The following is a 13,526-nucleotide window of genomic DNA, read 5'->3' as shown; positions in this document are numbered from 1 at the left end:
TGTGGCTGGGATAAGAGGATTTGAACCTCTGAATGCCGAGATCAAAACCCGGTGCCTTACCGCTTGGCGATATCCCAATTACTATTTTATAGAGTTTAATCTCATTGAGTGGTTATTTTATAGAGTTATTCTTCTCTGGCTTCTTTATCGAAATAAAGAATGGTGCGGAAAGAGAGACTTGAACTCTCACATCTTACGATACTAGAACCTAAATCTAGCGCGTCTACCAATTCCGCCACTTCCGCGTAAAGTAAATGGTGGCTACACCGGGATTTGAACCTGGGACCCCATCATTATGAGTGATGTGCTCTAACCAGCTGAGCTATGTAGCCATTTTTTACTTTAAATCTTAACGACCTCTGCAGAACAGTGCGTCATTTCGATGGGGCGCATTATGCGGATATCAGTGAACCTCGTCAACTATTTTTTAATAAAAAAAACGTTTTTTTGTTTTTTTGCTTAATTGATAATCAAGTTGTTTTTATTTTGTGCAAACATAACCAAAAACAACGCCCGATAGAGTTTTATACGGCTGAAAAAGCTAAACTGATCATAATTTAACTTAAGAATAGTGAAACATGAAAATATTACATACCTCAGATTGGCACCTTGGCCAGTATTTTATGATGAAAACACGTGAAAATGAACATCAACAGTTTTTGTCGTGGTTAATTGAGGTGGTGAATGATCAACAAATTGATGCAGTGATTGTGGCTGGTGACATTTTCGACAGTGCTTCACCTGCTTCTTATGCGCGAAAACTATATGCTGACTTTGTGGTGCAATTACAACAGAGTTATTGTTCACAGTTAGTCATTGTTTCTGGCAACCATGACAGTGTTGCTGTGTTAAATGAAAGTAAATCTCTGTTAAGTGCTTTAAACGTCTCTGTGTTGGCTGGGTTGAGCGAGAACGTAACTGAGCATCTTGTTTCTTTAAAAGATAAAAACGGTGAACAACAAGCCTTATTATGTGCATTGCCTTTTTTACGTGCCACTGATGTGATGGTGAGTGAGCAAGGTAGTTCGGCTGAACATAAACAGATGTCATTACAACAAGGGATTGCCGATACTTATCAACGAATCTATGAAACTGCGCAAGAGCAAGCGAATACTGATACACCTATTTTAGCAACAGGCCATCTAACAGCGGTGGGTTGTGCGGTATCTGATTCGGTACGTGAAATTTACATTGGTACGTTAACGGCTTTTCCTTCTTCGTTGTTTCCTGCTTTTGACTATATTGCATTAGGACATATCCACAAGGCACAGCGAGTGCAAAAATCTGACGTTATTCGTTATAGCGGTTCACCTATTCCGTTGAGCTTTGATGAAAGTAAACAGGTAAAAAAAGTGAATGTTATTGAGTTTACGACTAAAGCAGATCTTAGTGTGAGTGAAATAGATATTCCAACCTTCCAGTCTTTAAAAATAATCAGTGGCGATCTTGATAGTATTTCTGAACAAATTAATGCACTTAAAGCAGATGGCCTTGAGCAAAGCGTTTGGGTGGAAGTAAAACTTAAACAGGCGCATTACATGTCAGATTTGCACTCCCATTTGAGCCAGTTAGTGGAAGGGACACGAATTGATATTTTAAAAGTCAGTAGCCCGCAGATTAATGAAACCAATCAATGGCAAGATAACGATAAAAAAAGTTTGGAGAACGTAACGCCAGAACAATTGTTTGAGCATCGTTTGGATATTGAAGACAATATTAGTGATGAACAGAAGCAGCAGTTAAAAGGGCTGTTCGCTGAAGTGTTATCTGCTGTGGAGCACCAATCATGAAGATTCTTTCGTTACGCTTTAAAAATTTAAATTCTTTAAAAGGTGAATGGAAAATTGATTTTCAAGATCAAGCTTTCCAAGAGAACGCGTTATTTGTGATAACAGGACAAACTGGCGCCGGTAAAAGCACCATTTTAGACGCTATTTGTTTAGCGCTATACCAACAAACACCTCGTTTAGATAAATTAACACAAAGTAAAAATGAGTTGATGACACGCGGTACTGGCGATTGTTATGCCGAAGTCGAGTTTGCGGTTAAAGGTAAAGGATATCGAGTTTATTGGTCGCAAAAACGTGCTCGCAGCCATGCTGATGGTAACTTACAGGCGCCGATTTGTGAGTTAACTGAAATCGATGGCCAAGTGCTGGCGACTAAAAGCAGTGAAGTATTAAAACAAGTTACCGATCTAACAGGGTTAGATTTCTCTCGCTTTACTAAGTCTATGTTGTTAGCGCAGGGCGGTTTTGCAGCGTTCTTGAATGCCTCAAGTGGTGAACGTGCTGAGTTACTAGAGGAGTTAACGGGGACTGAAATATATTGTGAAATTGCGCAGTACGTTTATCAGCAAAATAAGCAGATACAGGCTGAGTTAACGCTATTAACTGAAAAGTCTAAAGTGCTGAGTGTGTTGGATGAACAACAACGCATTGAATTAAACGCTGAAATTAAGAATCTCGAAACGGAACAAAAAAAGTTAACTGTTGAATCGCAAACGTTAGAAAAAGCATTGAATTGGTTACAAGAAAATGAGAAATACGATAAAGCAGTAGCAGAGCAAAAGTTAGTGGTTGATAGTATTGAACAGCAAAAAAACGATTTTAAAAATAAAGAAATCAGCTTGGTTAGAGCGGAAAAGTCAGAGAAATTAACCCCTTTATACGAATCTCAACAATATGCACTTGAACAATATGACGCAATCAAGACAAAAATATTAACGATTGTTGAACAAGAAAAAGCCAATAACATTGCTACTGAAGCGTTAGAAGAAAAGCAGCTTCAACAATTAACGAATGTGAAATTTCAACAGCAAGAAACCGCAGAAAAACTGGATGAGATCAATAAAGTCTTGGTGCCTTTGGATATTGCGATTAAAGATAAAAAAGAACAACGCGATACTTTGCAAGAAGATTTCTTGAGTAAACAAAAACAAGTCGATCTCGGCTTACAAAGTAGCATCGCAGAGCAGCAAAAAATTGATGACTATCAAACGCAAATAAACAGTATTCAAACCGCTATTCAATCTCAACCTTATATTCCCGCATTAAGTGAAAACTTACCCAGTGTTTCACTGCAGTTAACTCAGTTAGACGAATTGAACAGCAAAGTCGTTAATTTGTCGCAATCATTTTCTGAGGCAGAGCATAAGAAACAACAATTAGCCGCGAGTCATTTGATGGCAGATAAAGAGTTGCAAACACTTTTATCAAGCACTTCACCAATACAAGCTCAATTACAACAGCTAACCAGTGAGATTGAGAATGCTGCTAATGCATTGCCTGGTGTCTCACTGGATAACGCAACTTTGCAGTTAGCCACATTACAGAGTGAGTTGAAATTGCTACAAAGCGGATTACCACTTTCTGAAAAAATAGATCATATTGAAGCTGAGTTATTTAAAAATAACAGTGATTTGACGCGCTTAGAAGCGACTATTAATGATGATAAAACGCAGTTACAAAACTTAAAACAGCAAGGCATTCAGTTAGGTAACGATGTCACTAATACTGAAAAGCTGCTTGAGCAAGATGAGATCATACAAAGCTTAAGCGCATTGCAGTCAAAAGTTGAAGAAGGTCAGCCGTGTCCTTTGTGTGGTTCATTAGAACATCCAGCATTGGCTAATTATCAAAAGTTAGATGTGCCAGCGCATAAGTTTCGTTTAAGTGAGCTACAGCAAGCGTTAATGGCAGCAAGATCTGCCTATAGTGAATTAAATGGACAGTTAAAATCCAAGCTTCAACGATTAACAGAAACGCAAACAGTACACCAAGAGTTATTAAATTCGAAAAAAGAACAACTCCAACGTTGGTTTAATCACGATTATTTAAAAAATTACGCATACGATGCAAGTAGTAGCCAAGTATTCATCGAACTTATTCAAGGTCTTGAAGATAAACTCGTCAGCTCTCAACAACAAATTGAATCCTTTAGAGCATTGCAACAGGCACATATTGACCTTGATAAGCAGCTACAAAAAATATCAGAAAATCAGCATCAATTATCTTTAACACAACAGCAAAATGCCTACGAAGAAAAGTCAGTTGTAGAACAAATAAACTTGTTGTCAGAAGAGTTAACGAAAGCAAAAGGTAAAGCTGAAACATTACAATTAACCATCACCAATACCTTACCGAGTGAGTTGACCAATCACAGCGTAATGGGAAGATTGTTATTTGAAGCACCTCAGCAATGGATATCGCAAGCAACAGAGCAAGTTAACCATTATAAAGCGCAGCTACAAAGTGAACAAAAAATAATGGAATCGTTAACGGAGCTGACACAAAAACACCAATTAGCAGAGCAAGTATTACAACAGCAAAAAGAGACTGTGGATGATATGACAGTTAAAGCTAAAATGTTAACCGATCAAGTCGACCTGTTGCAATTGCAAAGAGCACAACAATTCAGTGACCGAACTGAGCAACAACTACGTGAGCAAACTAACGCTAAGTTATTAGCCGCTCAAGCACAACTTGAAGCGGTTAATAAAGAGCTACAAACGTTAACGTCAAGTACTCAAGAACTTAAAGGCGAGCGGTTGCAGTTAAATGCTTCAGAAAAACAATATGAAGCGGAGTCAAAACAGAAAGTAATGCAATTTGAACAGGCGTTAGTTGCTTCTTCATTCTCAGATAAAACGGAGTATTTAAAAGCCTGTTTAGCACCTGAAGTGATTAAAGAACTCATTGAACAGAGACAGCAGTTGCAAGATGACGTGATTAAAGAAAGTACTCGCTTAGAAACATTAATGAGCCAACTTACTCATTTGAAATCAGTTAAATTGACCGATAAAACCTCACAACAAGTACAAGCAGATATATCGGGTTTGGCGTCACAACAAGAAACACATCAAAAAACGTATGCGACTAAGTTAGGTTTTTTACAATCCGATGATGCAAATAAACGCAAACAAAAAGAGATTATTAAACAACAACAAGAAATGCAACAGAGTGCTCAACAATGGGAAATGCTTAATAAGCTGATTGGTTCTGCAGATGGGGCTAAATTCCGTACCTTTGCGCAAGGCGTAACGTTAGATAACTTGGTTTATTTAGCCAATAAAGAGATGGCTAATCTACATCAACGTTATCAATTACAACGTAATATTAATCAACCGTTAGCATTACAAGTTATCGATTTATGGCAAGCGAATGCAGTTCGTGATGTTAAAACCTTGTCAGGCGGCGAAAGTTTCTTGGTGAGTTTAGGATTGGCATTAGCATTATCAAATCTAGTGAGTCACAAAACACAAATAGAATCTCTCTTTTTAGATGAAGGTTTTGGTACCTTAGATGCGAATACCTTAGAGGTCGCCTTAGAAGCGTTAGAGCGTTTAAATGCGACAGGCAAGTTAATAGGTGTCATTTCACATGTTGATGCCTTAAAAGAGCGTATTAGCCATCAAATTCATGTTACTAAAGGCGCATCGGCAGGTTTTAGTCAGTTAGCACCTCAATATCAGTTTAAACCTGTTAGTGAGCAATCTTAATTCGACTATTATTGTTATGTAGTGTGAAATCGAAATATGATACCTATTACGTTAAATAAGTTATTTAACAAGTAAAATAGAACAATTAATTGGCGTGATTGGTATAAGCATCGCTATAGAGGTTGGCAGAGGTTTTTAATTGTTATGTTAGCTAGTTGTGTCGTCATTCCTAGGTTTGCATAACAAAGCCGCATTTCCATGCAAAGGGAAGGGTGCTAATGATGAGATATTCCTGCATAATTAAGTAAAATCATGAATAAAAGCGCAGGGTGAATTATGTTACAACAACAAAGACACAGCAAAATATTAGAGTTGTTAAGTCAATTAGGCCGAGTGTATGCCGCAGAATTAAGTGTGCAACTTGGTGTGTCTGAAGATACTGTGCGCCGTGACCTTAAATTACTTGATGAACTTAAACAGTTACGCCGTGTTCATGGTGGCGCGTTACCTTTACAGCATGAGAATCAAGAATATAGAGAACGCCATGAAGAAATTGATCCTTTAAAGCAACGTGTTGCACTCGCGGCTATTCCATTGATCAAAGAAGGACAAACCATCCTGATTGATTCTGGCAGTACTTGTCTACAGTTAGCGATGAACTTGCCGACCCATTTTAATTTTACGGTGGTTACACCTAGCCCCTTGGTGGCGACTAAGCTAATCCACCATAATAATATTGAATTAATTTTGTTAGGTGGAAAAATATTTAAACCATCAGTAATGGCTTTAGGCGCAACGACGAATGCCATGCTGCGAAAAATTCATTTTGATAGTTGTTTTCTTGGCGTATGTGCATTGCATCCTAGCCAGGGGCTTAGTATTAATCATATTGATGAAGCTGAAACATTGGCGACGATCATTGAGCAATCAGAGCGAGTTATTACCCTTGCTTCACATCTTAAATTGGGAAAAATGGCAACACACAAAGTCTGTGATGTTCATAAGATTGACTGTCTAGTCACCGACTCGATGTCAGATGAAAAATTACTATCGTTGTTTTCAGCACAAGGTGTTGATATTCAAGTGTGTTCAGATTAGTTAATGATGAGCAGTTCTTTTTAATAGAAAAACCATACCTTTATATATAGCATTAATCGAAAGCTGTACGTGAAAATATTTCAATTAATGCTTAATAACCTTGTATCATTGATTAATTTTTGGTTTGTGTGGGCTACTACTTTATGTGTATATTGTGGCCAATAAATGGTGATAATGCATTTTGATGTTTTGTAGCTAAACTTAATTATTATAGTTTAACTAGATTAGTCCAACTCTAAATTTAAGTTATTATTAACATCATTTTAAATCAATAAGCTCATAGAGCCGGAAGCGCTAATATATTTGATGTTTGTATTTAATGATTCGTTTGTATTCAATTATTGCGTAAATATAAAGACAATTTTAGTCTTGGATTAAAATAATAAGTGTATACAAATGAAAAATGGAACCTTAGATAATGCCTAAAAATCAATTAGTGCTAATTGTTGATGACTCTCCAACAACGTTGAATATCTTAACGTCATGTCTTGAAAAATCACATAAAGTCAAAGTGGCGACAAGTGGCGTTGAATGTTTAGAAATGTCAGAACAGTTGCCACAACCCGACTTGATTTTACTCGATGTTACCATGCCTGATATGGATGGATATGAAGTGTGCGAGCTGTTAAAAAGTAATCCTTTGACAGCCTCTATTCCAATTATTTTTGTGACTGGGTTAGAAGCAGAAAAAGATGAAGAAAGAGGTTTTTTAATTGGCGCTGTGGACTATATTACTAAGCCGTTTAGTCAGGTCATCGTTCGTGCTCGTGTTAACACTCATTTAACAATTAAGCTGCAACAAGATAAATTAAATAAAATGGCATTTTATGATCAATTAACAGGGTTATATAATCGTCATCATTTAATGGATACTGCGGATCAGAAAGTCATTACAGCAAAAAATAACGGGTCATCTTTATGGGTGTTAATGATTGATATTGATCATTTCAAAATGGTTAATGATAATTATGGGCATGCTATCGGCGATCAGGTATTACAAAAAGTCGCGAATACTTTGCAGCTGGAATCTAGCAATATGGATTTGATTGCTCGCTCCGGCGGCGAAGAATTTATTATTTTATTTGATTCATGCGAAGGTGAAGAAGCGGTTAATAAATCGGTAGGCTTACTTGATGCAATAGAATCGCTTAAACCAAATGATATTAATATTACGATCAGTATTGGTATGGCGAAACTGGAAGCAGCAGATAAAGACTTTGATGGTTTATTAAAGCGTGCTGATGATGCTTTATATGAAGCAAAGAATAATGGTAGAAACAGAATCGAGATAGCTTAGTTTCTAAGCTGACTCTTTAAAGATAAAGCAATAGATTCAAATCTGATTTTTTTGGAAGTATCGTTTTTAGCAAGGTTGAGTTGTTAAAATGTTTAATGTGCCACTTAATAGAAATCACATTCATTTAATACAAAGAAATTACCTATGATGTAAAGCATCATCTACTTAATATCAAACAGTGAGTTACATAATGAAATTCACGACTTCTCTATTAAAATCCAATTGTTTATCTATTAACTTTTAATGGCTTATTCTAGTCAAAATGCTTACCCGGCCAAATAATATGTGGCATTGAAAATACTGCCATCCTTTTTAATTCGTTAGAATAAAGAGAAGGGTTAGAAACAAAAATGGCAACCGAAGTTGCCATTTTTAGAGTCACATTAAAGTAAGCTCATTAAACATTAAAGCGGAAGTGGATAACATCGCCGTCTTTAGTTACGTAAGACTTACCTTCTAAACGCCATTTACCCGCTTCTTTTGCGCCAGCTTCGCCTTTAAATTCAACAAAGTCTTCATAACCAATAATTTCAGCGCGGATGAAGCCACGTTCGAAATCAGTATGAATTTTACCAGCTGCTTGAGGCGCTGTTGCACCAACAGGTACAGTCCAAGCGCGTACTTCTTTAACACCCGCAGTGAAGTAAGTTTGAAGATGTAATAATTCATAACCGCTGTAAATTACACGGTTTAAACCTGGCTCATCTTGACCAATACCTTCTAAAAACTCTGCTTTATCTTCATCGTCTAATTCTGCGATTTCAGATTCAATTGAAGCACAAACAGGCACTACAACAGCACCTTCTTTTTCTGCAATTTCACGCACTTTGTCCAAGAATGGGTTATCTTCAAAGCCATCTTCAGCAACGTTAGCAATATACATAGTAGGCTTAAGTGTTAAGAAACTAAGGTACTCAATGGCTGCTAATTCTTCTTTTTCAAGATCTAAGCTTCTCACCATACCGTCAGCTTCTAAATGAGCTTTAATTTTTTCTAGCACAGGCACTTCAAATTTAGCGTCTTTATCGCCGCCTTTTGCTTTTTTAACTAAGCGTAAAATAGCGCGATCACAACTTTCTAAGTCAGCTAGGGCTAATTCTGTATTAATAATGTCGATATCTTCTTGTGGGTCAATTTTACCCGCCACATGAACGATATTTTCATCTTGGAAACAACGTACAACATGACCAATTGCATCTGTTTCACGAATGTTTGCTAGGAATTTATTACCTAGACCTTCACCTTTTGATGCGCCTTCAACTAAACCTGCGATATCAACAAATTCCATGGTCGTTGGTAACACTTTCTGCGGGTTTACAATCGCAGCCAGTTGATCTAAACGTGGATCTGGTACCGGAACGATGCCTGTGTTTGGCTCGATAGTACAAAAAGGAAAGTTAGCCGCTTCAATGCCTGCTTTTGTTAACGCATTAAAAAGGGTAGATTTACCAACGTTGGGTAAACCAACAATACCACATTTAAAACCCATGATTTTATCCTATTAATTAACTATTATTGTGCTTTGAAGCTATGCAAGCGATTCATCGCTTTTTCTATGCCGTCAACACCTAAAATATGTGTACAACGTGCTGCTTCATCGATACTTTGCTCGATCAAATTTTGTTCAGTACTTGTTGCTTTACCAAGTACATAACCGCTAACACGACTTTTATCACCAGGATGGCCGATACCAATACGTAAACGGTAAAAATTTTTATTATTGCCTAACTTTGAAATGATATCTCGCAAACCATTATGTCCACCATGACCACCGCCGAGTTTAAATTTAGCGACACCCGGTGGGATATCTAACTCATCGTGAGCGACTAAAATTTCTTCTGGTTTAATTTGGTAGAATTTTGCCATTGCGATAACAGCTTTGCCACTAAGATTCATGAAGGTAGATGGAACTAATAAACGGATGTCATTACCAGCAAACTGAATACGTCCGGTTAGACCAAAAAATTTAGCTTCAGGTTTTAATTGAATATTTTCTTGAGAGGCGAGTTGTTGTAAGTACCATTGTCCGGCATTGTGTCGAGTATTTGCATATTCGGGGCCTGGATTAGCCAGGCCCACAAGCAATTTAATCGTAGTTGACACGATTACTCAGCAGCGTCTGCTGCTTCTGTTGTTGCTTCTTCTTCGTCTTCTGATACTACTTTCTTAGCTGTGATAGCTAATAAAGGTAAATCATGTTCTTCGCCTTTGATAAGCTCAACAGATTCAACACCTTTAGGAAGAATAACGTCAGAGATGTGAACTGTTTGACCAATTTCAACATTTGCGATGTCTACTTCAATGAATGCAGGTAAATCAGCTGGTAAACAAGTTACTTCTAATTCATTTGCTAAGTGAGCAATAACTCCACCATTTTTAACAGCTGTAGCAGTTTCTTCGTTTAAGAAGTGTAGTGGTACAGTAGTTTGTAATGCGTGAGTTGCGTCAACACGTAAAAGGTCTAAATGTTGGATGCGCTCTTTGAAAGAGTGACGTTGGATATCTTTAAGCAATACTTGCTCAGCAACACCATCGATTTCTAGGCTTAATACTGAAGAGTAAAATGCTTCGATGCCTTCAACTTTCATTAATTCTTTGTGTTCGAAAGTAAGTGAAACAGGATCTTTTCCTGAACCGTATACAACACCAGGTGTATGGTCTGTGTGACGTAGGCGGCGGCTCGCACCTTTCCCTAAATCTGTACGGGTTGTAGCTACTAATGTAATTGACATGGTAAAACTCCATTGTTGAAGAAACAAAATGTCTCTTCAAATTAAAATAGATTATCGTTTGCGACCAGCGATAACCGCCTTCCCACCAAAAAGGGTGTATAAAAAAGGCGCGCCATAGTAACCCAGTAAAGACTTTTGTACAATTTAAATGCAAAAAAAAGCGCTTATTCATGACAAATAAGCGCTTTAAAAAATTCATATCAAATAGATGGTAACTATCTATTTGATTTTTAGTAATAGAATCTTAGTAATGGAACATTGCAGAAATTGATTCTTCATTACTAACGCGACGAATCGCTTCAGCTAACATACCACTTAACGTCAGTTGTTTAACTTTACCTGTTGCTAAGATTTCATCTGTTAACGGAATTGAATCAGTAACAATGAATTCATCAATCACTGAGTTTTTAATGTTCTCTAGGGCTGAACCAGAGAAAACAGCATGTGTTGCGTAAGCATAAACTGATAGTGCGCCACGTTCTTTTAATGCAAGAGCTGCTTGACATAACGTACCGCCAGTATCGATCATATCATCAACAATAATACAGTTACGGCCTTCAACATCACCAATCAAGTGCATTACTTGTGCTACGTTTGCTTTAGGGCGACGTTTATCAATGATTGCTAAGTCAGCATCATCTAATAGTTTTGCATGTGCACGAGCACGTACAACACCACCGATATCAGGTGATACAATCATTGGGTTGTCTAATTTTTTCTCTAACATATCTTCTAGTAGCACAGAACTACCGAACACATTATCAACAGGCACATCAAAGAAGCCTTGAATTTGCTCTGCATGTAAATCAACAGTCATTACACGGTCAACACCAACGTTAGAAAGGAAGTCAGCGACTACTTTTGCTGTAATTGGAACACGGCTTGAACGAACACGACGGTCTTGACGAGCGTAACCAAAGTATGGGATTACCGCAGTAATACGACCAGCAGAGGCACGACGAAGGGCATCGATCATCACGATCAATTCCATTAGATTATCATTGGTTGGTGCACATGTAGATTGCACGATGAAAATATCATCACCACGAACATTCTCATTAATTTGCACGTGAATTTCGCCATCACTGAAACGACCTACGTCAGCGCTTCCTAATTTGATGAAAAGACGATCTGCTATTTTCTGAGCTAGATCGGGTGTTGCGTTACCTGCAAATAGTTTCATGTTTGGCACTGTGAGGACCTCTTTCATCCTGTTGATTTGGTTAATGGCGATATGTCATTAACAAGTGTAACCAATTAAAAATAAATTGATTAGTCTGATTTTTTTGTAGTTAATATTTCACAAAGTGGAGAAATATTTAAGCCTTCCGCGGTGAAGCAATTCAACCATTCTGGCGTTTTTTGTGCTAATAACTCAGCTTCATTAGCATGGCTAAATGTGCTAAAAACACATGCGCCTGTCCCTGTCATTTGAGTTGGTGCGTATTCTAGCAACCAGTCGATAGTATTAGCAACCTCAGGATAATGTTTTTTAACACAAGGTTCACAATCATTTGTCCATTTATTGCTCATAAGTTCTTGGTGTGAAAGCTTTTTGGTGTTTCTTTTTAAATCTGGATTATTAAAAACAGCAGGAGTGGATATATGGCAACTTGGGACGGCTATCAAATAGTGTGATTGTACTGGGGAAACTGAACTCAGCTTTTCACCTACACCTTCTGCAATTGCTGCTTTTCCATGGATGAAAATAGGCACGTCAGCACCTAAGCTTTTACCTAACTCAGCCAAAGTTTGTTGGCTTACGTTTAAATCCCAATGATAATTTAATGCGACTAATGTGGTTGCTGCATCTGAAGAGCCACCACCTAAGCCACCGCCCATCGGTAAGTTTTTTTCTAATTCAATATGTGCACCCAATGAACAGTGACTGTACGTTTTTAGTAGCATCGCTGCTTTATAAATAAGGTTATTTTCAAGTGGAACGTCTGGAATGGCTGGGCTAATAGTTATATTGCCACTGGTATTGCTATTTATAGTAAGGTAATCACAACGGTTTATGAATTGAAATAACGTTTGTAATTCATGGTAACCATCAGAACGTTGCCCTGTGATGTACAGAAAAAGATTTAATTTAGCTGGCGCAGGCCAGCGAATAGTATCTGGTTGCATAATAAGCTCTACTGGTTTTCTACTTTCCATTGATTGATGGCAATTTTAAGGCGGATATTATCTCGTTTAAGGTCAACTCTTTTAGGCAACGCGATGTCAGAGAAGTTTTGGTATTGTTGAAAACTAACTTCCCATAGGTTTTGACTTGCATCTAAGCCTAAAATATCACTGACTTGTTGTTGTTCATTTAGCTGATATGAGGCACTTGCAGGGTTACCTTTAATCCATTGTTGTAAAGCGGAAATTGGTAAATCTAGGCCTGGAGATAGTTGTATAATTAATGTATTCGCATCTTGTCCAGTAAATACTTGATCGTCATTATTAATGATTTCAACACCATCTTCATTTTTAGTCACTTGCAAAATACGCGTACCAATAAAAGTGGTTAGTTGAATAGAGTAGTTATCGCCTTGTTGTTTCCAATATATATTGGCAGTTTGGCGTTCTTTTTCTAGAAAAATGGCTAGTTTTCCAGTAAGAGTCCAGTTATTAAGTTGTTGTAATTGTTGTTGCTGTTGCTCCCAGGTGAGATTCGTTGATAAAGGGACATCTTCAGTATCTGATGCGAATTGTGAACAACCTGAAAGCGTAACAACGAGAAGCAATAAGAGAATTTTTTTCATTTTAAAAACCAGTCATAAAAAGTATTTTTAATATAACAAAATATTTAATTGATAGCTTTGTTACTCTGCAAAAATATTTAGATGAGGATAATTATCCAGTAAAAAATAGACTAATGCATTTAAAGCAGTAATGCTTTTAATAGCTGCTCTACTAAATTAAATCGTCAAAGTGGCTCCTTTTTCTTTTTCTGCTACTTTTATATGAG

General features: G+C 37.3%; 10 protein-coding genes and 3 tRNA genes. 4 read left to right on the top strand and 9 right to left on the bottom strand.

Annotated elements, in window-relative coordinates:
• Nucleotides 1-2: 2 nt before the first annotated feature.
• From Q0794_RS16755 to Q0794_RS16745, 3 genes are all read right to left on the bottom strand, one after another.
• Nucleotides 3-77 (bottom strand) — tRNA-Gln (locus Q0794_RS16755).
• Nucleotides 78-160: 83 nt separating this feature from the next.
• Nucleotides 161-245: transfer RNA gene (locus tag Q0794_RS16750), tRNA-Leu, on the bottom strand.
• Nucleotides 246-255: 10 nt separating this feature from the next.
• Nucleotides 256-332, bottom strand: a tRNA-Met gene (locus tag Q0794_RS16745).
• A 246-nt stretch (nt 333-578) separates the two neighbouring features.
• Here Q0794_RS16745 and sbcD point away from each other — a divergent pair.
• The 4 genes from sbcD to Q0794_RS16725 all read left to right on the top strand — a co-directional run bounded on the left by sbcD (nt 579) and on the right by Q0794_RS16725 (nt 7,835).
• Nucleotides 579-1,790: an exonuclease subunit SbcD gene (gene sbcD / locus Q0794_RS16740; protein WP_298943810.1), complete on the top strand. Its 1,212-nt coding sequence runs from the start codon at nt 579-581 to the stop codon at nt 1,788-1,790.
• Nucleotides 1,787-5,500: an AAA family ATPase gene (locus tag Q0794_RS16735; protein ID WP_298943808.1), complete on the top strand. Its 3,714-nt coding sequence runs from the start codon at nt 1,787-1,789 to the stop codon at nt 5,498-5,500. The genes sbcD and Q0794_RS16735 overlap by 4 nt, the downstream gene beginning before the upstream one ends.
• Before the next feature lie 276 nt (nt 5,501-5,776).
• Nucleotides 5,777-6,538, top strand: coding sequence for a DeoR/GlpR family DNA-binding transcription regulator (locus Q0794_RS16730; protein WP_298943806.1), 762 nt, complete (start codon nt 5,777-5,779; stop codon nt 6,536-6,538).
• Between the two features lie 418 nt (nt 6,539-6,956).
• Nucleotides 6,957-7,835, top strand: a complete 879-nt coding sequence (locus tag Q0794_RS16725) for a diguanylate cyclase (protein WP_298943804.1) — start codon at nt 6,957-6,959, stop codon at nt 7,833-7,835.
• A gap of 397 nt (nt 7,836-8,232) precedes the next feature.
• Here Q0794_RS16725 and ychF read toward each other — a convergent pair whose 3' ends face one another.
• The 6 genes from ychF to lolB form a co-directional block, all read right to left on the bottom strand.
• Entirely contained in the window at nt 8,233-9,324 is a 1,092-nt protein-coding gene (gene ychF, locus Q0794_RS16720; protein ID WP_298943802.1) for a redox-regulated ATPase YchF, read from the bottom strand.
• A 23-nt stretch (nt 9,325-9,347) separates the two neighbouring features.
• On the bottom strand, nt 9,348-9,938 hold the full coding sequence (pth, locus tag Q0794_RS16715; RefSeq protein WP_025565758.1) for an aminoacyl-tRNA hydrolase: 591 nt from the start codon (nt 9,936-9,938) through the stop codon (nt 9,348-9,350).
• A 2-nt stretch (nt 9,939-9,940) separates the two neighbouring features.
• On the bottom strand, nt 9,941-10,567 hold the full coding sequence (locus Q0794_RS16710; RefSeq protein WP_298943798.1) for a 50S ribosomal protein L25/general stress protein Ctc: 627 nt from the start codon (nt 10,565-10,567) through the stop codon (nt 9,941-9,943).
• 244 nt (nt 10,568-10,811) lie between these two features.
• The gene (locus Q0794_RS16705; protein WP_298943796.1) at nt 10,812-11,759 is read right to left on the bottom strand and encodes a ribose-phosphate pyrophosphokinase; all 948 of its coding nucleotides are present in this window, start codon (nt 11,757-11,759) and stop codon (nt 10,812-10,814) included.
• An 80-nt stretch (nt 11,760-11,839) separates the two neighbouring features.
• A complete protein-coding gene (gene ispE / locus Q0794_RS16700) occupies nt 11,840-12,697 on the bottom strand; it encodes a 4-(cytidine 5'-diphospho)-2-C-methyl-D-erythritol kinase (RefSeq protein WP_298943794.1) in 858 nt (285 codons plus the stop codon).
• A gap of 8 nt (nt 12,698-12,705) precedes the next feature.
• The gene (gene lolB / locus Q0794_RS16695; RefSeq protein ID WP_298943792.1) at nt 12,706-13,320 is read right to left on the bottom strand and encodes a lipoprotein insertase outer membrane protein LolB; all 615 of its coding nucleotides are present in this window, start codon (nt 13,318-13,320) and stop codon (nt 12,706-12,708) included.
• Nucleotides 13,321-13,526: the final 206 nt, after the last annotated feature.

Source organism: uncultured Psychromonas sp., assembly GCF_947489755.1.
In the GTDB taxonomy this organism is placed as follows: Bacteria; Pseudomonadota; Gammaproteobacteria; order Enterobacterales; family Psychromonadaceae; genus Psychromonas.
Note: the sequence above shows the minus strand (reverse complement) of the source record. Positions and strands in the feature narration are given on the sequence as shown.